A 24824-nucleotide genomic window follows, 5' to 3' on the forward strand; every position below is an offset into this window, starting at 1 on the left:
AGGCTTAAATGGCCTGGTATAAAACAGGAACTGTTGCCGTTGCGGCCGACAGTAACGCGGTAATTGGCACCGGCACGGCATTTATAGCAAACGCGCGAGTGGGTGATGCTTTCCGTGGGCCGGACGGCCGGTGGTACGAGATCACCAACATCGCGAGCAATACGGCGATTTCCATAGCCCCGAATTACCAAGGGGCGACAGTCGCTGCAGGGGTGTACACCATTGCCCCGATGCAGGGCTACGTCAAAGAGTCAGCTGATCGGCTGCGCGCCATCACCGACCAGTTTAAAGACCTGGATCAGGAGGTGGCCAATGCGCAGGCCTCGGCCGCTGCGGCAAAGTTTTCAGAGACCAACGCCAAGACATCTGAGACCAATTCCAAAGCATCCGAAACCAGTGCCTCTACGTCTTCCACCACCGCCACCGGCGCCGCGACATCTGCAACGGTATCCAAGAACGCAGCGGCCACCTCTGCGACCAATGCCGCTACCTCTGCGGCCAATGCGCTGACACAAGCCGACCGGGCGAAGACCGAGGCCGATAAGCTTGGCAACGCCAATGCCTTCCTCGCCGCGGTTGACTCGGTTTCCGGAGTGGTGCCTCGCTTTAAGGGCGCTGTTCAGGTTGGATCTTCTGGTGGCCTAACTCTTCGCCGAGAAGATGTCACAGATCCAAACTCTACGGCGAATGTAAGGTTTGTTTACTCAGCTGATAACAGTGTGCGGCTGATTGATGATGCTCAAGGTTTGACCCGAATTCAGATAGGCGCGCTTGGTGGAACTCTTTTTGGTGGTGTTCTTACTACCAATGGCGGCGGAGTGAATATCAGGGCTACTGCGGACACAGAGAATGCGTTTCTCTGGTTCAGTGATAAAGCGGGCGGAAATCGAGGTGCGGTTTATTGTGAGCCGTCAGGCGCTCTGAAACTTTCCCCAGGGTATGGACAGTCTGGCGCAGGTCCGGCTGTAACCATCACTAAGGCTGGCGTGCTGGTCACTGGTGCGGGTGTGACTCTAAGTGCTGGCGTTTCTATAACAACTTCCGGGGATATTATTTCCAGTATTTGGGCTGGCGGAAACCTCTCTGGATTTGTTGCGTTTATTGATAGGAAGGTTGATCTCAAGCTTGACTCGGCGGCCGCCGATTTTGCAATTATCTATCCCAATGGTGGCACTGCATCTGCTCCAGGAAACATTGTTTCGGCATCTAGATTTACCTCAGACAACCCATTTCCTGGGTTTCATGTGATGACCATTTTGGAGGTCCTAATTGGGGGCATCTGGTCAGAACCCAGGCTTGACGGTAATGCGGGTAGCGGGGGCGCATCCTATGGCGCATATGCACAGCAGATCCTGCCGGCGGACAAGATCATCTGCCAGGCTGGTGCGAGTGGCGTTGCATTGCCCAGCGCTTCTACCGGAGGTGGGCATGGCTATACAGGTGCAGTTCTGACCACCGCACCAGTGCGCGTAAAGGTCTGGAAACTTAAGGGGGCGATCTAATGATTCGATTTTACGCAAGGGTAGGCTCGAACTTCTTCGAGGGCGACGAGACGGACAAAGGCCCTGATGAAGGCTGGATCGAAATGGAAGGGGAGAGACCCCAAGGCGATAACAGCATGGACTACACGGCTCAGGCCGATGGCACATGGGCAATTACCCAGGAGACGCTGATCGCAAGGTTGAGGGTGGTGGAAAACGCTTGGCGTGAAGAGCAAATGCCGATCGCCCAGCAGACGGTTACAGCAATCGACTTTGGCGAGGAAGACATCGTTGGCTCCATAGAAGACTGGAAGCTGTACTGGCGCGCCCTGCGCAAGTGGACAGCGGACAACCCTGACTTCCCCGACATGAGCAAGCGACCAGTTCAGCCAGCCTGAGCCGGTAAAGAACACACCAGCCGCCTTGAGCGGTTTTTTTGTGCCTGGAGAAAAGCATGCCGATCACTGAGCAGCAGTTGCTGCAGATCCTCCCTAACGCCGGCCACCAAGCCGGCGTTTTTGTTCCTGCCCTGAACACGGCTATGAACCGCTATGGCATCGTGGGCACCGCGCGCGCAGCTGCATTCATCGCCCAGGTTGGGCACGAATCCGGCCAACTGCGCTACGTGCGCGAGATTTGGGGGCCCACTGCGCAGCAGCTCACGTACGAAGGCCGTGCCGATCTGGGAAATACCGTCAAGGGTGACGGCTCGAAATACCGAGGGCGCGGACTGATCCAGATCACCGGGCGGGCGAATTACGCTGCCTGCGGCGAGGCGCTGGGCCTGGACCTCATCAGCAACCCGGAACTGCTCGAGCTGCCCCGGCACGCGGCGATGTCTGCGGCCTGGTTCTGGTCCACCAAAGGGCTGAACACGCTGGCGGATCAGGGTGACTTCACGAAGATCACCCGCCGCATTAATGGTGGTCTCAACGGCCTGGAAGATCGCTTGCAGTTGTGGGAGCGGGCGAAAAAGGTGCTGGCATGACGCCGGTGCAGAAGCTGCTCGCGCTGCTGGTGGCGGTGGCCATCGGTTTCGGCGCTGCCTGGCAGGTGCAGGACTGGCGCTATGGCACAAGGCTGGCAGACATCGGCAAGGCCCAGGCTATCGCCGTCACCAAAGCGGGCAACGATGCCCGCGCCGAAGAACAGCGCCGCCAGGCGTCCGTGAACAAGGAGGCAAGCAATGCGCGAGAACAGAACAAAGCTGCAGATGTTGATGCTGGTGCCGCTGATGCTGCTGGTGACCGGTTGCACGTCGACGCAGGCAAGCTTGCCGCCAGTGCCTGCCCCGGCGATTCCGGAGTTGCCCAGCGAGGCGCGTCAGCCACCCGCGCCGCAATGGTGCTCTCCGACCTGCTCCAGCGGGCTGACAAAAGAGCGGGAGAATTGGCTGCTGCGTATGACCGAGCCCGAATAGCTGGGCTGGCCTGTGAGCGGAGCTATCAATCGATGACCTACATTCGTGGTCGAGAAAATTAGCATGATCTCAGTTCATTTAGGAAAAGCAGAATAGGACTCCGTCGACTGAGTGGCGGCAGCACATGGGCTATGAGCGGCATCTGTCCGCAGCCTCCAGAGCTTGTCAATTAGCTCTGAGGCTGGGCGGACTACACTTTTTTGCCAGAGTGCTTCCATAATCTTGAACGACTTCCGCTGTGGGACTCATTCCATAGAAGTAGTGGATGTCGTTGATGCCTCTCTGGTAGTCCTAATATTGACAAGAAAAGCCATCACACTCGGCTTTTCACTTATTTTGAAAGGAGCTAAGTCTTTTCAACGACCATCGTCTGACGCCTTCAGAAAATGTAGGACGAGGAGGCCAGACAGTGATTCTTTCGAAATCTATTTCTAAAGCGTCGCCGACAAAGCGCCCTTTAAAGGTGCGGACATCAGTGTAGACCGTCTCACCCGTTCTACTTAGGAACGGGGTTCGCGAAACCGCGTTTAAGTCATTTCCAGTTCGTGTGTATGGCACCGGGCTACCAATATCGAGACCGGTGCCTTTGATATAGGAGTCAATTTTTTTGAGTACATCATCGGGTTTTTCTACAGTGCGCCAATATATGAAATGACCGTCGTCAGTAAATACCAAATAGACGTGCCAAGGGGCGGTGGCTGGTCTCTCTCCTTCGGAATACCACACTTTCTCGCGCACGCCAGAACTGACGCTTGTTGTGCAACTAGAGAGGAGCAATAGGCAAAATGTAGCGATCAATAAGCGATTCATATTTCCTTCCTTGAGTTAACTATCCAGCTCGAAGCGCCGCGCGCCGGCTGGCTCTAAAAATTTTTAACTACTTTTGCCTTGCCGATCCGTAAAGTTTGTTCAGTACTCTTAACTCAAGCACTGCCACGAAAACACAGAGCGCCAAAATCCAAGACTGAAGACTCGCTTACGATGGAGTCACCCCAACAGACCAGCGCTCACAAAAGCGAGCCCAAGATCATCCCGAAGGATATATCGAACGCCTAGAAGCTGCGAGGGCACTGACCTCAGCCACCATTGAGCGTTATACGTGGCAATCGAGGCAGTTGCATTCGATGTCCGTCAGCGATGACGCTTCGAACCTTTCATCTATTGGAGTATGGAGAATTGATCTTCATTCCTCCGCGCATTTTTTTCACGCCCGGCTCCATATCCGCCGGGCACTCGCCCTGAAAGCTGCCATTGATCACTGTGTGTTGCCTTTCAATTTTTCCATTTAGCTCGAACGACGTATCGGCCGTCAGTACATAGGATTTCGCAAGGTCACCTTTGAAAGATCCGGCCATAATCGCCTCAGGGCAACGTGATTTGAAACTGTAGCTATCGACGTTACCGCTTTTAGATTCGATTTTGCACTCCTGTTCGAAGTCACTCCAGAGGTCGTCATCTATAAGCCTGTCTTTCTCATGGTCGACGCATATTTCCCAAGAAAATGGCGAGGTGGACGGCGTAACCTTCCACAAACCTGAAGCGCGTTGCAGACGCAGCGATGGTTCAGCGGCTGACGCCAACAATGTTACTGAAAAAGCAATTGCAGTCGAAAACAATATGGCGAAGAACTTCATCATGCATCCTATTTGTAGATGATCACGTTGAGCAGGATACTTCGAAAACAAGTGCTCCTCGCTTCGAAAGAGTCATTGATTCACAGCTGCGCGCCTAAACTGCCCACGGCATGGTCAGCGTTACTCGCGTAGCCCGCAATAGCCAATGTGCTCCAGCACATGCTCAACGAATTATCGCCATCACCAACGACGGGGATAACGCCATGATTGCGCTGCGGGCATGCAAGGCGTATGTCAGGGCTATTGCGCGCTGACGGGCCGGATTAGTTCGGAGCCTTTGTTACGCACATTGCCCACGGCCGTGTCGACCTTGAACCATTCGAAAACTTCGGCCGGTTCGCCCTGGTGCAGCACCATCTGCTCGGCGCGTTCCTTGGGCGTGGCCGGGTCCAACCATTCCCGGGCAAGATCCGGTGTCAGCACCACGGGCCGCCGGTCGTGGATGTCCACCATGCCGCCAGCGCTGTCGGCGGTAATGATGACGAAGCCGTCATGCTCACCTGGGCCTTCATCAGCATCCGGTAGCTGACCGATTGCGGCACAGAATATAGGTTCACCATCCCGCCGGCGGATCAGGTAGGGCTGCTTCTTTGCCCCGCCTTCATCCACCCATTCAAACCAGTTATCGATTGGCGTGATCGCCCGGTGCGGCCAGATAGCCCGAAAGAACGGGCCGTGGGCGACTTTCTCCACGCGTGCATTGATTGGTGCCGCACGATCTTTCGCCCAGTGCGGTCGCCAACCCCAGCGAACGGGATCCGCATGGAGCATGTCGCCCTGCATGTGCAACAGCGCAACTGCGGAAGTCGGTGCGACGTTGTAGCGCTCAATTGGTTGATCTCCCACGGAGTTCGCCAAGGCATTGGGCATGCTCAAAGCTGCAACAAAGTCATGGATCCCTCGGTATTGCGTCAGTCGTCCGCACATGATCCTTCTCTCCAAGCGTCAACTAAGCCTAGCTGGTACTGTGGGACTGGGTTTGACGAATCTCGCCTAGAAGCCGCTGATTCTCCCTGAACAGCTGGTCGCGTTGGTGAGCAACCAATTCCAGGCTTCGAACTTTTCCGGAAAGCTCTGAGTTCTCGAAGTTGTTCCGTGCGATATTTTCGAGAGCTTTTTTGATCGCAGCCTCCGCCACGGCCTTGCCGGTGACCAGCAGATCATTCATCTGGACCAGTCCTGCGATATTCGCCCGGGCCTTTCTCAGTAAAGCTTGGGTTTGGATGAGCTCATCCTCGAGCAGGGCGCATTGATGTTGGTACATTTCCAGAGGCGTAGGGCAGCCAAGCCACTCAGAGGTGTCTTCGTCGATGTTCATGATGGGTAAACTCAAATGCTGTATATGTATACAGTAATCGAGACTCTACAGATTTGGGAGTGGTGTTCGTCGGCAGGACGCCGGAGAGGGGGCGTGACTTTTGCGTGACACTCTCACGCACTTGTAAGCTCTTGTGGGCAGTCGGTTGCAGCGAGCGCCAATAAAAACAGCTACTTAACAAGGTCTTACAGAGGTACTGCGTGCATGGGGTGCTAGGGGTCGAGTGTTCGAATCACTCCGTCCCGACCATTATTCCTGAGTAAAATCAGACACTTAAGCCGATCAGATAGATCGGCTTTTTTGTGCCCGCGCGAAACTGCCTGGTGATGTCGCTGGTATTCGGCTCAAGGGCTGTGTTCTGCTCAGTCGAGTTGCCACCTTCAGCTCTGGCAATTGCTCTGAAAATTTCCAACCGATTCATGTCTTTTTGTCGTCGGCCAGCGGGGCAGTCGGTTGGGCTTTCTCTTCGAATCAGCCTTGGCCCTTCAAGCCCTCAGGCGTTGGACAACTGAAACCGATAGCCCACGCCGTACAATGACTCGATGGGTGTTTCCCCTGGGCACGCCTGCTCCAGCTTGCGCCGTAGGTTGCGGATATGACTGTCCACTGTACGGTCGGTGACCACGCGGTGGTCGGAGTAGAGCTTGTCGAGCAGTTGGTCGCGGGAAAATACCCGGCCGGCGGAGCGTGCAAAAGTGCTCAGCAGGCGTAACTCCAGAGGCGTGAGGTCCAAAGCGACGCCGTCGAGTGATGCGCGGTACTGGGCTTCGTCGATCAGCAGTCGCGGTGGGGTGCTGCTCAGCAATTGGGGGCCACGGCGCAGGATGGCCTTGACCCTGGCAACCACCTCGCGGGGGCTGAAGGGCTTGCAGATGTAGTCGTCGGCGCCCAGGTCCAGGCCCAGCAGGCGGTCCACTTCTTCGACGCGGGCGGTGATCATGATGATCGGCACGGCACTGAAACCGCGCAGGTCCTGGCACACTTGCATGCCGTCGCGCCCTGGCAGCATCAGGTCGAGCAAAATCAGGCGAGGGGGGCGGGCGCGCACGGTCGGTACCACCTGAAGGCCATTGTCCAGGCAAAGGGTCGGGTAGCCCGCTGCGGCCAAGTAATCCTGCAGCAATGCGGCCAGTTTCGGTTCGTCTTCAACGATCAGGATCGGGCGTTCTTCGCTCATGGGTCAGGTATTCCGTGGGAGGCGCAGGCTCAGCCAAAGGCCACCGAGGGGGGAGTGAGCGGCGCTGAGGCTGCCGCCGTGGGCGAGGGCGATGCTGTGGCAGATCGCGAGCCCCAGGCCGGCCCCGCCACTGGCACGGTTGCGCGAGGATTCGCCGCGATAGAAGCGCTCGAACAGGCGCGGCAATTGCTCGGCCGACACACCAGGGCCGGAGTCGAGGATGTCGATGCATACGTCAGCGCGATCCAGGGCGACGCGGATACGTATTAGCCCATTCGGGTCGGTGTAGCGCACCGCATTTTCCAACAGATTGGAGAACAGTTGCTGCAAGCGACCGGCATCGGCCAACAGTTCCACGGGCGGTGCTGGCAAATCCAGTTCGAGGCGCAGGTGGCGCGCATTCAAGCGCTCTTGGAACATCGACACACTGGCGCGCAGCAGTGGCTCCAGTGCGCAGGCGCTCTTGCGGTAGGTCAGCGCCCCGACATCCGCCAGGGACAGTTCATACAGGTCATCCACCAGCTTGCTGAGCATGCTCACTTCGCCCTGCAAGGACTGCATCGAGCCTGGGTCGAGGGTGCGTACGCCATCCTCGATAGCCTCCAGCTCGCCGCGCAAGACCGACAGCGGGGTACGCAGTTCGTGGGACACATCGGCCATGAATTCGCGGCGCATCTGCTCATTGCGTTCCAGGGTGTAGGCGAGTTGGTTGAAGTCACGGGCCAATTGGCCGACTTCGTCATTGGAACTCACTGCCACCCGGCTGCTGAAGTCGCCGCTGGCCAGGCGATGTGTTGCCGCAGCCACCCGCTTGACCGGCTCCAGCAGCGTGCGGGCGATCCACCAGGCAATCAGCATCGCCAGCAGCAGTGAGAAGGCGCCCATGACCAGGCTGGTGCGTAACTGGTATTGCTGGAATCGTTCGCCGCCGGCTTCGGTCACGCTCTGGAACGGTGTCACGGCCAGCCAGCCCACGGTTTCATCGGCCACCACAATCGGGCGTAGCAGGGCGTCCGTGCCGATGTCCGGGTAGCCGTTCACGCGCTTTTTATATTTATCCAGCAGGGCGATCCGAAACAGGGCGCCCGTCAGGTCCGAAGCCATGGGCGAGCGCAAGTCGTTCTTCGCCGGGTCTGCGCCGAGTTCGGGCCGCATGATCTCAAACCAGCGATCCGGCTGGTTACGCAGGAACTCCCAATTGCCCTCACGCGCGTAAGCACTGGCCAGACGTGGCAGCACGGGCGCCATGCGCTCCAGTGCCTGCTCATTGAGGTACCCGAGAAAGCCGCGTCCAAAACTCCAGCTCGTCGCCAGGCCCATGCTCAGGATGACCAACAACACACCGGCCAGTACCGCAATAAACAGTTTGGTGGAGATACTCAACTTCATGCAGATGGGCCGTTAAAAATAGGTGGGACCATTTAGGCCCTAGTGAGGGATAGATTCAACCCGGCCGGGCAATCTTCAATTTTCCTGCACATTTGCCTCGCAGGATGGCGCTGACTCAAGCCATTCCGTGTCGCAGAGGCTGCTATGTCCACGAAAGTAATCGCCAAATACCTGGTAACCGCCGCAGTTTTCCTGTCCTTGATCGTTCTGGCCATGCTGGGCGGCTGCTCCGGTGGCGAGCCACCTCCTGAGGCAGTCACCCCCAAAGTCTCGGTCATCAGCATAAAACCCCAGAGCCAGGTGCTGACCACTGAGCTGGCGGGGCGCACCCAGGCCTTCATGGTGGCGCAGATTCGTCCTCAGGTTGGCGGTATCGTCCAGCGTCGACTGTTTGTCGAGGGGGCGGATGTCAAGGTTGGGCAAGCGTTGTACCAATTGGATGCAGCGTCCTACACCGCCGCGCTGGCGCAGGCCGAGGCGAGCCTGGCCAAGTACCGCGCCACGCTTAAATCGGCGCAGGCCACCGCCAGGCGCGACGCCGAACTGGTGAAGATCAATGCCATCAGCCAGCAAGATAACGAAGACGCCCAGGCGACCTTGCTGACGGCCGCCGCCGACGTGCAGGGCGCCGAGGCCGACGTTCAGACCGCGCGGATCAACCTGGCTTACACCCGTATTACCTCACCGGTCGGCGGGCGCATCGAAACCTCGACCGTGACCCCTGGGGCGCTGGTGGTGGCCAATCAGGACAGCGCTTTGACCACGGTGCAGCAACTCGATCCGATCTATGTGGACGTGACCCAATCGACCACCGAATTGCTCAAGCTCAAGCGTGACCTGGCCAGCGGCGCATTGCAGTCCAACGGCGATGGCCAGGCACGGGTCAGCCTGAAGCTGGACGATGGCAGTGCCTACAACCAGCAGGGGCGGCTCAAGGTCAGTGGTGTCAGTGTCAACGAGGGGACGGGCACGGTCACCCTGCGTGCGGAGTTCGCCAACCCGGATCACCTGCTGCTACCGGGCATGTATGTCCGCGCGGTGCTCGAACAGGCTCGCAACGAGCAAGCCATTCTGGTTCCGCAAAAAGCTGTGAACCGCAGCGCCAGTGGCGTGACCACCGCGTTGCTGGTGGTTGACGGCAAGGTCGAACAACGTGAGCTGACCATCGATCGGGCGGTGGGGAATCAGTGGTGGGTTACGGCAGGCCTGCAGGCAGGTGACCAGTTGATTGTCGAAGGCGGACAAAAAGTCCGTGCCGGTGCCGCGGTCCAAGTGCAGGACGCCAATGCTCAGGCGGCCACACCCCGCACCCCCGCGAAGGAGGGTTGAGCGTGGCGCACTTTTTTATTGATCGACCGATTTTCGCCTGGGTCATTGCCATCGTGATCATGCTCGGTGGCAGCCTGTCCATCAGCCAGTTGCCGTTGGAGCAGTACCCGGATATTGCACCACCCACGGTGAAAATTTCTGCCACCTACACCGGGGCCTCGGCCAAGACCGTCGAAGACTCGGTAACCCAGGTCATCGAACAGCAAATGAAAGGCCTGGATAACCTGACCTATATGTCAGCCACCAGCAGTTCGGCAGGCAGTGCCAGCATCAGTTTGACCTTTACTGCCGGCACCGACCCGGACGTCGCCCAAATGCAGGTGCAGAACAAGCTGCAACAAGCCGAGTCGAGGCTGCCGCAATCGGTACAAAGCGAAGGCCTGACCGTGACCAAGGGCGGTTCGGACTTCTTGATGATTGTCGCCCTGGCATCGGACGACCCCAGCGTCACCGGCACTCAGATAGGTGATTACATTTCCACCACCTTGCTCGATTCCATCAGCCGAATAGACGGCGTGGGCGATGTGCAGACGTTGGGCTCGGGCTACGCCATGCGCATCTGGCTGGACCCCGCCTTGCTGGAAAAATATGCGTTGATGCCGTCGGACATCAGCAGCGCCCTGGAAGCGCAGAACACCGAAGTCTCGGCTGGACAGCTCGGCGCCTTGCCCGCGATCAAGGGGCAGCAACTGAATGCTACGATCAGCGCCCGCAGCAAACTGCAGACCGTGGACGAGTTTCGCAAGGTCGTGGTCAAGTCCAACAGCGACGGTGCCGTGGTACTGCTGGGCGATGTCGCGACCCTGGAACTGGGCAGTGAAAGCTACGACATCAGCACCGCCCTCAACGGCAAGCCCGCGGCGGCCATGGGCGTGCAGTTGGCCGCCGGCGCCAACGCGCTGAACGTCGGCAAGGCGGTCAAGGCCAAGCTCAAGGAGATGGAGCCCTTCTACCCGACGGAAATGCAGCTGAAAAATGTGATCGCCTACGACACCACGCCCTTTGTCAGCCTGTCCATCGAAGAGGTGGTCAAGGCCCTGGGCGAGGCCATCGTGCTGGTGGTGTTGATCATGTTCCTGTTCCTGCAGAGCCTGCGTGCAACGCTGATCCCGGCGATTACCGTGCCGGTGGTACTGCTCGGCACGTTCGGCGTGTTGGCGCTGTTCGGCTACTCGATCAATACCTTGACCATGTTTGCCATGGTCCTGGCGATCGGCTTGCTTGTAGACGATGCCATCGTGGTGGTGGAAAACGTGGAGCGGCTGATGGGCGAAGGGCTGTCGCCCGTGGCGGCTACGCGTCAATCGATGCGTGAAATCAGTGGCGCACTGGTCGGGATCACCCTGGTGCTGAGTGCGGTATTTATCCCTATGGCGTTTTTCGGTGGTTCCACCGGGATCATCTATCGGCAGTTCTCCGTGACCATCGTCTCGGCCATGGTCCTCTCAGTGTTGGTGGCGATGACCCTGACACCCGCGCTGTGCGCGACGTTGCTCAAAGCGCGCAATGGCAAGGGGCATGGCGCTCAGCATGGGTTCTTTGGCTGGTTCAACCGCACCTTCGAGCGCGCCAGCGCCGGTTATGAGCGCTGGGTGGGCGTGGTGTTGCGGCGTTGGGGGCGCAGCCTGCTGCTGTATGGGCTGGTGCTGGTGGTCATGGCGGTGGGTTATGTCAGCCTGGCCACTTCGTTTCTGCCGGACGAGGACCAAGGGATTCTGCTGGCACAGATCCAGTTGCCGGTCGGCGCGACGGACAGCCGCACACAGGCGGTGATCAAGCAGTTCGAGGACTACATCCTGCAACAGCCCGAGGTCGAAGCGATGATCAGCATCAGCGGCTTGGGCATGGGCGGTAACAGCCAGAACACCGCACGGGCGTTTATCCGCCTCAAGGATTGGTCCGAACGCGGTGGCTCTGGTCAGGGGGCAGCCGCGATTGCCCAGCGGGCGACCCTGGCACTGTCCAGCATCGGCGATGCCGATGCGTTCGTCATGCAGCCGCCGACCGTGCGTGGCCTGGGCCAGAGCTCGGGGTTCGACCTGCAGCTCAAGGACCTCGGTGGCCTGGGCCATGATGCGTTGGTGGCCGCCCGCGAACAGTTCCTTGAGTTGGCCAGGAAAGACGCCCGCTTGCTGGGCGTGCGCAGCAACGGCCTGGACGATGCACCGCAGCTCAAGGTCAGCATTGACGACCGCAAGGCCGGGGCCCTGAGCCTGAGTACCAGCGATATCAACAGCACCCTTGCGACGGCCTTAGGCGGCACTTATGTAAACGACTTTCTCAACCAGGGCCGGGTGAAAAAGGTCTATGTACAGGGCCAGGCATCCTCGCGCATGCAGGCTGCGGACCTTGATCATTGGTTTGTGCGCAACAGTAACAATGAAATGGTGCCGTTCTCGTCCTTTGCCAGCAGCACCTGGGGCTACGGCTCGCCGCTGCTGGAACGCTACAACGGTAACGCCTCCCTGGAGATCGTTGGCGATCCGGCGCCAGGGGTGAGCTCCGGCGATGCGATGGCCGCCGTGGAGGCCATTATCCGGCAGTTGCCCCAGGGTATTGGCTACGAGTGGACCGGGCAGTCCTATCAGCTGCGCTTGTCCGGGTCCCAGGCGCCGCTGCTCTACGGCATTTCCGTGTTGTTTGTATTCCTGTGCCTGGCCGCGCTCTACGAGAGTTGGTCGGTGCCGTTTTCGGTGATCCTGGTCGTGCCCCTGGGGGTCATCGGTGCAGTGCTGGCGACCCGTGTCGCCGGGCTGAGCAACGACGTGTATTTCCAGGTCGGGCTGTTGACCACCGTGGGCCTGGCCGCAAAAAACGCGATCCTGATCGTTGAGTTTGCCAAGCACTTGCAAGAGCAGGGCAGCAGCGTGATCGACGCGACGCTGGTCGCGGTGCGCCAACGCCTGCGGCCGATCCTGATGACCTCCCTGGCCTTCATGTTCGGCGTATTGCCGCTGGCCTTGAGCACCGGTGCAGGCTCCGCCGGACGCCAGGCCATTGGTACGGGAGTACTGGGCGGTATGTTCAGCGCCACAGTGCTGGGGATCTTCTTTGTACCGTTGTTTTTCGTGCTGATCCGCGGTCGTTTCGGCCGCGTGCGCAGCGCTAATCAATCTGCCCCGACAGGTGATGCATGATCAAGTCACACTGGCCTCTGCTGGCCGCCATGGCCCTGGGCGGCTGCGTCAACCTGGCGCCGCAGTACGAGCGCCCTGAGGCCCCCGTCTCCGAGCAATGGTTGCCGGCGGCCAACCTGCCCAAAGGAAAGGTTGGGGCTGATATCAAGTGGCAGCATTTTTTTACCGACCGCCGCCTGGCGCAGTTGCAGCAATTGGCGCTGGCCAATAACCGCGACCTGCGCCTGGCCAGCCTCAACGTTGAAAAGGCCCAGGCGCAGTACCGCATCAAGCGCGCTGACCTGTTTCCTACCGTCGACGCGGGCGTCAGCGGCACCCATAGCCGTACGCCGGGGTCGTTGTCCAACACCGGCACGGCAGTCACCACACACGACTACAGCGCTCAGTTGGGGCTGAGCAGCTATGAACTGGACGTGTTTGGCAGGGTTCGCAACCTGCGCGATGAGGCGCTGGAAGACTACTTGGCGTTGACGGAAACCCGGCGCAGCACGCAAATCAGCCTGGTGGCGGAAATTGCCACCGCCTGGCTGACCTTGGCCGCCGACAACGAACGGCTGCTGCTGGCCCAGGAAACCCTGACCAGCCAGTTGGCCACCTACGACCTGACCCAGCGCAGCTACGCCTTGGGTGGCTCTTCCGCGTTGTCGGTGGCGCAAGCCCAGACCACCGTCGAATCGGCACGGGGCGATGTAGCGTCCTATGAGAGCCAGATCCTGCAGGACCGCAATGCTTTGCGCCTGTTGGTGGGCAGTGATCTGCCCGAGGCCCTCTTGCCGGGCACGCGCCTGGAGTCGGCGGCAGTGCTGGTGGATATTCCAGCAGGCCTGCCCTCCAGCCTGTTGCAACAACGCCCGGACGTGCTCTCGGCCGAGCATACGCTCAAGTCCGCCAACATCGATATTGGCGCGGCCCGTGCGGCGTTTTACCCGAGCATCAGCCTGACCGCCAACGCCGGCTCTTCCAGCTCGGCATTGGCCGGCCTGTTCAAGTCCGGCAGCGGCGCCTGGACCTTTGCCCCGAGCATCAGCGTGCCGATTTTTGACGGGGGCAGTAACCGCGCAACCCTGGATTCGGCCAAGGTCGAACGCGAGATCCAGTTGCAGACCTATCAGCAAACCCTGCAAACCGCATTCCGCGAAGTGGCCGACGCACTGGCGGTGCGCAGCACCCTGGATCGCCGTATTGCCGCGCAACAGGCGCTGACCGACGCCAGCCGCAAAAGCTTCGAACTCTCGGATGCCTTGTATCGGGGCGGCTCCCAAAGCTACCTCGAAGCCCTGGATGCGCAACGCTCGCTCTACAGCGCACAACAGGACCTGATCACGCTGCGCCTGACCGAGCAGAGTAACCGCATCACGTTGTACAAAGTGCTGGGTGGCGGTTGGAATTAACGGCGTTGGCACATGCACACATCACCGCAGCGATGGAACGGCTTGCGCGGATCAAATCGGCTAGTTCATTCAACGGGGAATCAACATGTGTGCTTTTCGTTCCACTTTAAGCGGTTGCGTCCAGGTGCTGGGCTGCGCCTGTTTCATCATGATGTCACCGCTGTGTCTTGCGAATTCCGACGCGGACCCATGGGAAGGTGTTAACCGACCGATCTTCGCATTCAATGACGTACTGGATACCTATGCACTGAAACCCCTCGCCCAGGGCTATCAACTCATCACGCCCGGTGTTGTCCAGGACGGCATTCATAATGTGTTCAACAACCTCGGGGAGGTCAAAAACCTGGCTAACGATGTCCTCCAGGTGAAGTTCCACAGCGCTGGCGTCGACACAAGCCGCTTTTTGCTCAACAGCACGATTGGCCTGGTGGGGTTGATAGACGTCGCGACCCCCATGGGGCTGCAGCGCAGTGACGAGGATTTCGGGCAAACCCTCGGTTACTGGGGGGTCAATAGCGGGCCTTACCTGGTACTGCCGTTCCTGGGGCCCAGCACACTGCGCGATGCGCCGGCCATCCCTCCCGATGCCTACGCCAATCCGGTTCGCTACATGGGCGACGTGCCTACGCGTAATAGCCTGTACGGCGTGGGCGTGATCGACGGGCGTGCTCAATATCTGGCATCTGAAAAGCTCATGACGGGCGATAAATACACGTTTATTCGCAGTGCCTATCTGCAAAACCGAGCGTTCAAGATCAACGGCGCAAACGTAAAGGATGACTTCTGACCGGCGCCCCTGCGTGCTCTTCCCCAACCCGCTCGGCACAGAAGATCAGTATCGTTCGTCACTCTCCAGTTGGAACGCAACACTAACGTTGCGCTTACTCCAACACTGCCGGTTGTACGGCTGCGCCCTGTGCGATCTAAAATTCGGTCACGACGGTTACGCCAGCGGTCTCGAAGCGATCCATGTTCATCAACGCGTCGATGGACTGCTCCAGGCTGATGGTTTTACCCACGAGTTTTTCCGGCGCCAGTTTTCCGCTGGAGATCATCTGGATCATGGCGTCATAACGATGTGCTTGCATGCCGTGGCTGCCGTAGATCTCAAGCTCATGCGCGATGACCTTGCTCATGGGGATCGCCGGCTGGGCGTGGTCGGCGAGCATCAGGCCTACCTGGACGTGCTTGCCTCGACGGCGCAGGTTGTTGATGGAGTTGAAGCAGGTGGTGGGATGGCCCAATGCATCCAGCGATACGTGGGCGCCCCCCTGGGTGATTTCCAGCACGGCTTCTGTTACGTCCGCCACGCTGTGTGCGTTCACGGTAGCAGCGGCGCCGAGCGCGCGTGCCAGTTCGAGTTTTTCCGGCGAAATATCGATGGCAATGACATTCGCGCCAAGGGCCTGGGCGATCATCACGGCGGACAGGCCCACACCTCCGCAGCCATGCACCGCGACCCACTGTCCGGCGCTGACTTTGCCTTGGTCAACGACGGCGCGGAATGACGTGGCGAAGCGGCAGCCCAGGCTCGCAGCGGTGGCGAAGTCCATGCTCTGCGGGAGTGCGACGAGGTTCAGGTCGGCCTGGTGTATACCGACGAATTCCGCAAACGACCCCCAATGAGTGAAGCCCGGTTGAAACTGCGTATTACAGACTTGCTGGTTACCGCTGTTGCACTCGGGACACGCGCCACACCCGCCGACAAAGGGCACCGTTACACGGTCGCCGACCTTCCACCGGGTGATGTCCCTGCCAACTTCCGTCACGATGCCGGCAAGCTCATGCCCGGGAACATGCGGCAGTTGGATGTCCGGATCATGCCCCTTCCAGCCGTGCCAGTCGCTGCGGCAGACGCCGGTGCCCCGCACCTGTACGACCACGCCGTGACGCTCCGGCGTCGGGTCTTCGACGTTCATCAAGCGCGGCGGTTGGGAAAAGGCTTCGTAGACAACTGCTTTCATGAAAGTCACCTCTGCTCGGATAGACACGACGTTGTATTCGTTCGATTTCTTGCGCGGGGCGGCTCGAATCAACGCTGATCCATTATGTGCGAATGCCTTGAAATTGCTTTTCAGATTCCAGTTGATAGTGGGCGATAAATGAAATTAATCTCCGTTATCCGGCACATAATTGAAAGGATCAACCATGTTTGAGCGTTTGGATAAGGTGGATATTGCGATATCGGAGCGACTGCAGCGAGAGGGGCGACTCTCGAATGTGAAGTTGGCGGAGCAACTTTCCCTCAGTGAAGCATCGTGTTGGCGTAAACAGAAACGCCTGGAGGAGTGCGGCGTGATCGAGGGGTATCAAGCCATCCTGAATCGCAGAAAACTGGGCCTGGGGGTGATGGCTTTCGTGCAGATTTCCTGCAGTGATCACAGTGAAGAAGCCACGGAAAAGTTTGAGAAAATCATAGCGTCGGCGCCGCAGGTACTCAGTTGTCACAACACAACGGGCGAGGCGGATTTTTTACTTCAAGTGGTCGCGAGAGATTTGGACAGCTACAGCCGATTCGTTGAAAAAGTGCTGAGGAAGCTGCCGGGTGTATTGAGTATCCGGTCGAACCTGTCACTGCGAGAAATGAAGACCACCCATCGGTTTCCAGTGGCCGAACTCCTGAGCATCTGAGGACCTTTGAATCAGGGCGACGGCCTGATCATCAGGCGCCCAGGCGCTACCTGGTTCAAGGCAGGGCCTTTATCGCCTGTACGACAGCATTGACGATGGCCTGGGCGATGACCCGACGCTGGGCTTTCTCCATCCTGGGGCTCAGCCATGCAGGCAGGCTGTTCAGCATGGGCACGATTGCCTGCAGTGCGCCTTCGCGCAAGGGGCCACCAGGCTGATGGCATAGCTGCCCGAGCAAGCTCAGTATTTCCGACTCATAAGCCTCCCTCAATCGCCGTACACTTTCTTCCATCGGCGCGTTCAGGCAGCCGGTGTCCATGACGGCCAACTTAAACTGCCCGGCCATGTGTTCATGCAATCGAAGGTGGCCTTCGATCAGTTTTGTCAGACGTTGCGCGGGCGTCAATCTTCGTTTTTTGATCAGCTCAACGTGCGACAACAACGTCTGATACAGCTCCATCAGCCACTCGAAAAGCAGTGCTTCCTTGCTTTCTACATGGTGATAAATCGCCCCCGGAGTGATGCCGATATGCGCCGCCAGTTCACGCATGCTGACCTGACTGAAACTGCGCTGCTGGAACAACTCCAGGGCTCTGCGCTGGAATTCAGAGCGGCTTAGCACAGTGCGCACGCTGTGTTGCGCACACGCAGCCACACCCGACGGCCGTAGCCTTGGGTCATGTGTCGAACGCCTGCTGCTTCGCGATTTCCTGGTTGCGCAGAATGAACCGCTGCAATTTGCCACTGGGTGTTTTGGGCAGGTGTTCGACGAACTCGATTTCCCTCGGGTACGCGTGCGCGGCCAGGCGTTGCCGGACATGCAGGCGCAGGACCTCCGCCAACTCGGTGCTTGGCAGGCTTTGACTGTTCAGTACGACGAACGCCTTGATCAACTCGGTGCGTTGCGGGTCCGGTTTGCCAATCACGGCGGCTTCAACCACCGCAGGGTGTTCGATCAGCGCACTTTCCACATCGAAAGGTCCGACGCGATAGCCGGAGGTAGTGATCACGTCGTCGTTACGGCCCACGAAGCTGATACTGCCGTCGTCATTCAACTCCACGATATCGCCGCTCAAATAATAACGGTCGACAAAAGCCTGGGTGGGCATTCCGAAGTAGCCCTCGAACCAACACAGGGGCGACCGCTCGCGATCCACCGCCAGCACGCCTGGCCGGCCCGGTGGCAGTTCCCGATGAGCATCATCCAGCACGACAATCCGGTACCCCGGAACCGCATAACCGGCTGAACCCTCACGTACCGGGTGACGCAGGCCGTGGTGGTTGCACAGCACCATGCCGATTTCAGTCTGGCCATAATGGTCGTGGATGACCACGCCGAGTTCGTCGGCAAACCAACGGATGACCTGCGGGTTCAGCGGCTCGCCGGCACTGCTGATGACACGCAGGCGACCACGCACGGTGTCGGCGAACGCAGCCCCCGCCGCGATCAGCAGGCGGTAGGCGGTCGGCGAGCCGGCCAGGTTGGTGATCGCATACTTGGCAATGATCCGGCAGGTACTGTCCACCGCGAACGGGCCGTCATAGAACAGCGTGGCACGGCCACATGCCAGCGGGCCGGTCACCGCGTAATACAAACCATAGGCCCATCCGGGGTCGGCGAGGTTCCAGAAATGGTCGTCCTCTCGCAGGTCAATCGAATCACGCATATAGCCCTTGAAGGCCAGAATGGCGCTTAAGGGCACCTCCAACGGCTTGGCCGGCCCTGTGGTGCCTGACGTACACATCAGCAGGAACGGCGCACTGGCGTCCAGCAACTCGGGTGCACAATCGGCCTGTTGGCGATCCAGAACGGTCCAGAAGTCGTAATCGTCCGGGTTGCGTGGGCCTGCGCCGGTCACGATGATGCGTGGGCAGTCAATGACGTCGTCCAACTTGGGGCGATTATGGGCATCGGTCACAATCCAGCGCGCCTCGGAGCAACCCAATCGCTGCTCGATTGCCTTGGGGCCGAATGCGGTGAAGAGCGGTTGGTAGACCGCGCCGATGCGCCAGGTCCCCAAAATGGCAATCAACAGTTCAACCGTGCGTGGCATCAGGCCCGCTACACGCTCTCCCGGCTTGACCCCTTGCTCGCGCAAAAAGTTGCCGAAGCGCGCAGCGTGGGCCTGCAGTTCGCTGAACGTGTGGTGCGTGGCGCGGCCATCCGGCGTTTCGCAGTACAACGCCACGGCATCACCCAGGGCGTGCCGGTCGCAGCATTCGATGCAGGCGTTCATGGCCGTCAGCTCGCCGTGCAAGTCCTGGGCGGCCAGTTGTCGATAATTGAAAGAGGTCACTGCCGAGTCGTAATCACGCATAACGTACCTGATTGTTATTGTTGGTAGATGTTCGGTGTGCACACGCCCAGTGCGCGCGCTTTGATGTGGCTAGCTGTCCATCATTTCGGCTGCTTGCTGTGTGGCCTGGCTGGTCCGAGTGGCCAGCTTGCGGACTTCATCAGCGACCACGGCAAACCCGCGCCCGGCCTCGCCTGCGCGCGCCGCCTCAATGGCGGCGTTCAAGGCCAGCAGGTTGGTTTGGCTGGCAATGCCCTGGATGGTGGCGACAATGTGCGTCAACTTGCTGAGCGTTTCCTGCATCACGCGATGTTGTTCCGCCTGCGCCTCACGCATCGTGCTTTCTTCATGGTGGGCATGGATATCGGTAATGGCACCCACCACTCGCTGCGGGGAGCCGTCCGATGCGCGGCGCGTTTGCCCCCGGCCGCGGAACCAGCGGTAAGCGCCACTTTTATGTTTGAGTCGGTAATCCACATCAAACGGTGTTTTGCCGCTGCGGTCTTCAACGTGGGCAACAAACGCTGCGATCGCCCGTTCGCTGTCGTCGGGATGCAGGCGCGAGGTCCAGCTTTCCAGGGTGTTGGGGAACTCTTCAACCGTGCTGCACCCCAGCAGTCGGCGCATTTGCGACGACCACCAGATGGTATTTTTCGGGTTCGCAGGGTCGCCGGCCACGACCTCGATGTCCCAGAGCCCGTCGTGCAGCATTTCCCGGGAAATGTCGAAACGTGTGGCCGCCAGTTCAAGTGTCTCGTTGTGCAGGTGTTGTTCGTGAATGTCACGAAGGGTTCCACCGATGGCGAGAGGTACGCCTTGCGGATCACGACTCGCGTTACCGCTGACCCTGCACCAGCGATAGTCACTGCCTGATGCGGACTTCAGGCGCACATCAAGCGCAAAGGGCGTCCGCCCACTGCGATCGGCAAGATGCCGGGCAAGCGCTTCCAGGTGCGGTTGCCGGTCAGCGGGGTGTAACTGTTCGCTCCAACGGCCGAGCTGATCAATACCTTGGGCCTGGATTGACGCCGACCCCGACCACTCCATTGCGCACTCCGGCCCGGGGGCGGCGGTTGCAGCCAGATCCAGTGTCCAGAACAGTTCATCTGCACCCTGGGTGATCAGTGCCCAGCGCGTCTCCACATGACGCAAATGCTTGTCGCGGCAGGCCAGGCGTTCGTCCAATTGACTGACTTTCAATGTCAGTGCGCGTGCTTGCTCCTCCAAGGCACGCCGCTCCTGTAGCAATTGATCGACGCCTGACAGAATGCGGCGCAATAACGGGTTGTTCGATGATAACGGCATGCTCGGCTGGTCTGGCTGCTCCAGCCTCTCGGCGAGCGGCGTCAGTACCCAACGGGTGGTTCTGCTGAAAAAAAGCATGGAGCACCTCTACCTCGTTCAAAGGGGATCCGCCTGCAAGAGGGGGGACGGGCATGCCGACAAGGCCCGGGTGTCAAAGTCTGTTGCTCCCGGCAGGGTTTGCCAGGCCGACGGGCCTGCGGCGATTTCCTGAGCACTCAGCAGGCAGTTGTCGAGCTCGTGTTGCAACCTATGGGTATCCAGATCCTGGCCGATGAAGACCCATTCCTGCCGGCAATCCCCGACAATGCTGTCCCACTTGGCCATGATGCTTTGCAACCGATATTCATCCCGCGGCCATTGCGACGGCTCAATGAAGGTCCACCAGCGCCCGACATAGTCCCACTGGAACTGCTTGCCGCTTTGCACCAGCAGGCCGATTTCAAGGTGGCGGCTGGCCAGCCAAAAGTAACCTTTGCTGCGCAGCAGGCGCCCGTTGCACCAGGGTCGCAGGAGGAAATCGAACAATCGCTGCGGATGAAAAGGGGCGCGCTCGCGGTACACCCAGGACGTCACGCCATAGGTATCCGACTCGGAGGCCGGTGCGTCGCTGGCCTCCATTGTCTTCATCCAGCCCGGCGACGCCGCAAGGCTGGGTAAATCAAACAGATGGGTGCCGAGGATGTGGGATAGCTCAACGTTACCCTGAGTCATTGGCTCGATCCGCGCGGACGGGTTAAGGCCTGCGAGGATTCCGTGCAAGGCCTGGTAGCCAGGCTCATCGATCAAGTCCATTTTGTTGACGAGAATGACGTTGGCATACTCCACTTGCTCGATCAGAAGGTCGGCCAGAGGGCGCTGGGGCGTGTCCTCCTGTGCGTCGTCGCGGGGCACGGCGTCCGGTGACTCAAGCAGCGCCTGGAAACGGCTGCCATCGACCACTGTCACCAAGGTATCGAGCCGTGCCAACTCGCTGAGGCTGAAGCCTTCGGCGTCCAGGAAGGCGAACGTCTCCGCGACCGGCATCGGCTCAGAGATCCCGGTGGACTCAATGAGCAGGTAATCGAAACGCTGCTGGCGCGCCAGGGCACTGATCTGCTCAAGCAAATCGGCGCGCAGCGTGCAGCAAATGCAGCCGTTGCTCATCTCGATCAACTCATCGCTGCCACGGTGCAGTGACACATCGCGCTGCACCTCCTGGGCATCAATGTTGACCTCGCTCATGTCATTAACGATGACCGCCACCCTGAGGCCTTCGCGATTGCGCAGGATATGGTTGAGCAGGGTGGTTTTGCCGGCGCCGAGGAAGCCGGAAAGCACCGTCACCGGCAGTCGGCCTGTCAGGGCGCCGTCAATCATGCTTTCACCGCTTGAGCGACATCGGCGTGGTCCAGGTAGCTTTCGAAAAGATCGACCACCACCAGCCCATCGTCTGCCGCATCACCCCAGAGATCCTTTACGCGAAACTCGACATGGTAGGTCGGCTGGTGCGCCGCGCTCACGTCGCCATGGCCAATCGCGTCCGGGAACGGCCACTGCTCCGATGTGCGGTGCAGCACCACGCCTGCCTTGCCACGCACATAGGCTGGCATGCGGGTATGCCCGGCCACGTACTCGTCTCGCACGACGACCCGGTCGCCCACCTCAAAATGCGGTCGACCGGTGATCGCCGGGCGACCTTCGGCATGAGCAGGGTTCGCCAGCTTGAAGGGGGAGCCCAAGGCCTGATCGAGTTCTGCCTGGGTGATGACGCCTGTTTCGACCAGCAGGGTGGCGGTCGCAATGACATAGCGTTCGTAGTACTGGGTGCCGACATGTTGGCGGACATCCAGGCGTTCGACGGCGTGGCGCACTTCGTCCACGCTGAACTTTTTCAAGTGATCGGCACCGATAAACATCAAGCTGTAGGCCAGGTGTTCCCAGTCCTGCTTGAATACCTGTTTGTAGTCCAGACTATTGATGGTGTGAGGGACCTTGCCAAAGCCCTGAAAACCACCGAGATCGTGAAAACCATCCATTGTGAATACCTCTGAAAAGTGAAAGAAACAAAGCGCCCCGGTTACGCGACGTGCGGTAGCGCCACGCCGATAAGGACATCCTTGGTGATCAATTTTCGAAGCGCCTCTTCATCCATGGACTCGCTCCCTTGCGGCCGTACAGGCAGCACCAGATAGCGGCTTTCGGCGCTGGTGTCCCACACCTTGATGGTGACGTCGTCCGGCAGTTGCGTGCCCAATTCCCGCAGGACAGTGCGCCCTTCGCGCACCAGCCGGGCACGAAATTCGAAGCCCTTGTACCACTCCGGTGGTAAGCCGAGGACGGGCCAATTGGTGCAGGAGCAGAGGCTGCACACAATCACGTTTTTCAGAGTGGGCGTGTCTTCCAGGGCAACAATGTATTCACCCTGCGGGCCGGTGTAGCCAAACTGGGCACACGCTGCGGTGCCATCCCTTAGCAACAGTTCACGAAACTGCGGGTCTACCCAGGCCTTGGCCACAACCCGCGCACCATTTTCCGGGCTCCATTCGTGGGCCATCAGTTGCGTCATGTGCTCGATGTAACCGTCGGGGATCAGGTCCTTCTGCTTGAGCACTTGCAGTAACGCTTGTGCTCGTTCGCCCGGGGTTGATGTGTTTCTCTCAGGAGTGGTCATCGGTTTATTCCTCATCATTGAGCGTCTAGGCAGCGCCTGGCGGCTTGGTCTTTTTTGCGCTGCGGGGGGCCGGCTAACAGTTTTTCCAGTCGACAGCCGCCTCGAACGCTGCGGCAGCCTGATAAATCGTGCCTTCGGCATAGTGCTTGCCCACCAACATGAGCCCGACAGGCAGACCGTCTACCAGACCGCAGGGGATCGACATCGCCGGGTGGCCCGTGATGTCCTGGGCGGAGGCATTGCCGATCATTTCCAGTGCTCGCGCCACGTACTCAGTGATCGAGCAATCCGGTTCCGGGTGCGGCTGGGCAATGATCGGGACGGTAGGCATCACCAGCAGGTCATAGCGCGCCAAGGCCGCGTCATAGGCCGAGCGAGCCAGGCGCCTGAGGTTTTGCGCCTTGGCGTAGAAACGCCCGTTGTAGCGCTCGACACCGTATTGGCCGACGAACATGCACAGCTTGAGAGAGGCGGACAGGTCATCCGCCTGATCGCGCCATCCGGCTTGCTTGTCCAGCAAGCCCACGTCATACAGCCCTTTCCAGTTAAAACCCGCCCCATTGCCGTGCATCATCTGCATCGTCAGACCCTCACAGCCGATGGGGTGCCACAGCGCCCCGGCGATCGCGTGCTCAGGCACCGACACCTCCTCGACCTGCGCGCCCAGTTGCGAAAACCGTGCGATGGCATTGCGGACCGACGACGCAACGCGTGGATCCTGGTTGGCCAATTCGAAGCCTTCGCGCAGGACGCCAATCTTCAGACCGCTCACACCGCGTGCCAGGTAATCGCTGTACGTGTCGACCTGGGGCGCGGCTTGCCGGGGATCAAGCCCGTCCGCGCCGGCCATGACCTCCAGCATCAAAGCGTTGTCTCTCACATTGGCGGTGATGGGGCCGGCATGATCGATGGTCGCTTCGATGGCCATGATCCCGGTGTAAGGCACCAGACCGTGCGTAGGTTTCATCCCGTAAGTGCCGCAGAATGCGGAAGGAATCCGGATCGATCCGCCCTGGTCACCGCCGACTGCGAGGTCGACCTCGCCCGCGGCGACCAGCGCCGCGCTGCCGGAAGACGATCCACCCGAGGCAAACCCATGGCGATAAGGGTTGTGAACCGGTGCGGGATCGGAAGTGTGACTGCCACCTGACAGGCAGTAATGCTCGCACGTCGCCTTGCCGAGGATGGTTGCGCCCGCGTCCAGTAACCGAGTGACCACAGTGGCGTCGAACGATGGAACGTGGCCTTCCAGTGGCTTGGCACCATTCATCATGGGCACGCCAGCCAGTGAAATGTTGTCTTTGAGTGCGACCGTTTTACCCGCCAGTTTGCCGTCACGGGCACCGCTGACTTCCGTTCGCACGTACCAGGCGTTGAGTGGGTTGTGTGCAGCCGATGGACGATAGCCCGAGCTGCGTTCGTAACGTACCGGTGGAATGAAATCGGGCAACTCGTCAATCAGGTCGTAGGCGTCAAAGCTCGCCTGCATAAGCGGCAAGTATTCCCGCGCATGCTCGGGGCTGAGCTGCATGTGCAGGCGGCTGGCGATATCCAATAACTGCTCAAGGGTGGGGCGAACGATTGCCATGGTGGGGCTGTCCTTATCGTCTGTGGCCGAAGAGCACTGCATGCTCATCAAGGTCAGTGGGCCTGGTGCTCAAGATA

General features: G+C 59.5%; 23 protein-coding genes and 3 pseudogenes. 10 read left to right on the forward strand and 16 right to left on the reverse strand.

Annotated features, from left to right (window positions below):
• The first annotated feature begins 8 nt into the window (after positions 1-8).
• Genes AC4PS7_RS15630 through AC4PS7_RS15645 form a run of 4 tightly spaced genes read left to right on the forward strand, consistent with a single transcriptional unit; the run spans position 9 to position 2963 of the window.
• On the forward strand, positions 9-1502 hold the full coding sequence (locus AC4PS7_RS15630) for a hypothetical protein (protein WP_492179604.1): 1494 nt from the start codon (positions 9-11) through the stop codon (positions 1500-1502).
• Positions 1502-1879: a hypothetical protein gene (locus tag AC4PS7_RS15635; RefSeq protein WP_305375189.1), complete on the forward strand. Its 378-nt coding sequence runs from the start codon at positions 1502-1504 to the stop codon at positions 1877-1879. Before AC4PS7_RS15630 ends, AC4PS7_RS15635 begins: the two co-directional genes overlap by 1 nt.
• A 56-nt stretch (positions 1880-1935) precedes the next feature.
• Positions 1936-2469: a glycoside hydrolase family 19 protein gene (locus AC4PS7_RS15640; RefSeq protein WP_460128266.1), complete on the forward strand. Its 534-nt coding sequence runs from the start codon at positions 1936-1938 to the stop codon at positions 2467-2469.
• Positions 2466-2963: a DUF2514 family protein gene (locus AC4PS7_RS15645; protein WP_198729838.1), complete on the forward strand. Its 498-nt coding sequence runs from the start codon at positions 2466-2468 to the stop codon at positions 2961-2963. The genes AC4PS7_RS15640 and AC4PS7_RS15645 overlap by 4 nt, the downstream gene beginning before the upstream one ends.
• Before the next feature lie 265 nt (positions 2964-3228).
• Here the strand turns inward: AC4PS7_RS15645 and AC4PS7_RS15650 are convergent, their stop codons facing one another.
• Complete coding sequence (locus AC4PS7_RS15650; RefSeq protein WP_492179605.1) at positions 3229-3711, reverse strand: hypothetical protein; 483 nt, start codon at positions 3709-3711, stop codon at positions 3229-3231.
• A 344-nt stretch (positions 3712-4055) separates the two neighbouring features.
• Entirely contained in the window at positions 4056-4535 is a 480-nt protein-coding gene (locus tag AC4PS7_RS15655) for a DUF3617 domain-containing protein (RefSeq protein ID WP_156046222.1), read from the reverse strand.
• A 149-nt stretch (positions 4536-4684) separates the two neighbouring features.
• On the opposite strand from AC4PS7_RS15655, the pseudogene AC4PS7_RS15660 reads away from it, so the two are divergent.
• A pseudogene (locus tag AC4PS7_RS15660) lies at positions 4685-4789 on the forward strand (lysis protein); the annotation flags it as partial.
• Here the strand turns inward: AC4PS7_RS15660 and AC4PS7_RS15665 are convergent.
• The 5 genes from AC4PS7_RS15665 to baeS form a co-directional block, all read right to left on the reverse strand.
• Positions 4776-5462 carry an SOS response-associated peptidase family protein gene (locus AC4PS7_RS15665; protein WP_198729841.1) on the reverse strand — a complete coding sequence of 229 codons (687 nt, stop codon included), beginning with the start codon at positions 5460-5462 and terminating at the stop codon, positions 4776-4778. The pseudogene AC4PS7_RS15660 and the gene AC4PS7_RS15665 overlap by 14 nt on opposite strands.
• Before the next feature lie 28 nt (positions 5463-5490).
• Positions 5491-5853: a hypothetical protein gene (locus AC4PS7_RS15670; RefSeq protein ID WP_492179606.1), complete on the reverse strand. Its 363-nt coding sequence runs from the start codon at positions 5851-5853 to the stop codon at positions 5491-5493.
• A 265-nt stretch (positions 5854-6118) separates the two neighbouring features.
• Positions 6119-6274 carry a hypothetical protein gene (locus AC4PS7_RS15675; RefSeq protein ID WP_158497765.1) on the reverse strand — a complete coding sequence of 52 codons (156 nt, stop codon included), beginning with the start codon at positions 6272-6274 and terminating at the stop codon, positions 6119-6121.
• A 72-nt stretch (positions 6275-6346) separates the two neighbouring features.
• Positions 6347-7030 (reverse strand): response regulator, encoded by a 684-nt coding sequence (locus AC4PS7_RS15680; protein ID WP_042571788.1) that lies wholly within the window; start codon positions 7028-7030, stop codon positions 6347-6349.
• A gap of 3 nt (positions 7031-7033) precedes the next feature.
• On the reverse strand, positions 7034-8419 hold the full coding sequence (baeS, locus tag AC4PS7_RS15685) for a sensor histidine kinase efflux regulator BaeS (RefSeq protein ID WP_045791837.1): 1386 nt from the start codon (positions 8417-8419) through the stop codon (positions 7034-7036).
• 144 nt (positions 8420-8563) lie between these two features.
• On the opposite strand from baeS, the gene AC4PS7_RS15690 reads away from it, so the two are divergent.
• The 4 genes from AC4PS7_RS15690 (at position 8564) to AC4PS7_RS15705 (ending at position 15063) form a co-directional block, all read left to right on the forward strand.
• A complete protein-coding gene (locus AC4PS7_RS15690) occupies positions 8564-9748 on the forward strand; it encodes an efflux RND transporter periplasmic adaptor subunit (protein ID WP_021491113.1) in 1185 nt (394 codons plus the stop codon).
• Positions 9749-9750: 2 nt separating this feature from the next.
• Positions 9751-12885: an efflux RND transporter permease subunit gene (locus AC4PS7_RS15695; protein WP_137205575.1), complete on the forward strand. Its 3135-nt coding sequence runs from the start codon at positions 9751-9753 to the stop codon at positions 12883-12885.
• Complete coding sequence (locus tag AC4PS7_RS15700) at positions 12882-14276, forward strand: efflux transporter outer membrane subunit (protein WP_137205574.1); 1395 nt, start codon at positions 12882-12884, stop codon at positions 14274-14276. Before AC4PS7_RS15695 ends, AC4PS7_RS15700 begins: the two co-directional genes overlap by 4 nt.
• A gap of 85 nt (positions 14277-14361) precedes the next feature.
• On the forward strand, positions 14362-15063 hold the full coding sequence (locus tag AC4PS7_RS15705; protein ID WP_492179607.1) for an MlaA family lipoprotein: 702 nt from the start codon (positions 14362-14364) through the stop codon (positions 15061-15063).
• A gap of 136 nt (positions 15064-15199) precedes the next feature.
• Here the strand turns inward: AC4PS7_RS15705 and AC4PS7_RS15710 are convergent, their stop codons facing one another.
• The gene (locus AC4PS7_RS15710) at positions 15200-16240 is read right to left on the reverse strand and encodes a zinc-dependent alcohol dehydrogenase family protein (protein WP_492179608.1); all 1041 of its coding nucleotides are present in this window, start codon (positions 16238-16240) and stop codon (positions 15200-15202) included.
• Between the two features lie 184 nt (positions 16241-16424).
• On the opposite strand from AC4PS7_RS15710, the gene AC4PS7_RS15715 reads away from it, so the two are divergent.
• The gene (locus AC4PS7_RS15715; RefSeq protein WP_021491108.1) at positions 16425-16907 is read left to right on the forward strand and encodes an Lrp/AsnC family transcriptional regulator; all 483 of its coding nucleotides are present in this window, start codon (positions 16425-16427) and stop codon (positions 16905-16907) included.
• A gap of 55 nt (positions 16908-16962) precedes the next feature.
• Here the strand turns inward: AC4PS7_RS15715 and AC4PS7_RS15720 are convergent, their stop codons facing one another.
• The 8 genes and pseudogenes from AC4PS7_RS15720 to AC4PS7_RS15755 all read right to left on the reverse strand — a co-directional run bounded on the left by AC4PS7_RS15720 (position 16963) and on the right by AC4PS7_RS15755 (position 24747).
• Complete coding sequence (locus AC4PS7_RS15720) at positions 16963-17538, reverse strand: TetR/AcrR family transcriptional regulator (RefSeq protein ID WP_187517147.1); 576 nt, start codon at positions 17536-17538, stop codon at positions 16963-16965.
• 46 nt (positions 17539-17584) lie between these two features.
• Entirely contained in the window at positions 17585-19225 is a 1641-nt protein-coding gene (locus AC4PS7_RS15725; RefSeq protein ID WP_031290487.1) for an AMP-binding protein, read from the reverse strand.
• A 78-nt stretch (positions 19226-19303) separates the two neighbouring features.
• Positions 19304-19588 (reverse strand): annotated as a pseudogene (locus tag AC4PS7_RS15730) (methyl-accepting chemotaxis protein); the annotation flags it as partial.
• A pseudogene (locus AC4PS7_RS15735) lies at positions 19589-20587 on the reverse strand (PAS domain-containing protein); the annotation flags it as partial.
• 18 nt (positions 20588-20605) lie between these two features.
• Entirely contained in the window at positions 20606-21865 is a 1260-nt protein-coding gene (locus tag AC4PS7_RS15740) for a GTP-binding protein (RefSeq protein ID WP_042571781.1), read from the reverse strand.
• The gene (nthB, locus tag AC4PS7_RS15745; RefSeq protein ID WP_010209144.1) at positions 21862-22524 is read right to left on the reverse strand and encodes a nitrile hydratase subunit beta; all 663 of its coding nucleotides are present in this window, start codon (positions 22522-22524) and stop codon (positions 21862-21864) included. Before nthB ends, AC4PS7_RS15740 begins: the two co-directional genes overlap by 4 nt.
• 41 nt (positions 22525-22565) lie before the next feature.
• Positions 22566-23159, reverse strand: coding sequence for a nitrile hydratase subunit alpha (nthA, locus tag AC4PS7_RS15750; protein WP_029529092.1), 594 nt, complete (start codon positions 23157-23159; stop codon positions 22566-22568).
• Positions 23160-23232: 73 nt separating this feature from the next.
• Entirely contained in the window at positions 23233-24747 is a 1515-nt protein-coding gene (locus AC4PS7_RS15755) for an amidase (protein ID WP_010209147.1), read from the reverse strand.
• Positions 24748-24824 lie beyond the last annotated feature (77 nt).

It is taken from the genome of Pseudomonas sp. DW-iso3 (assembly GCF_058725305.1).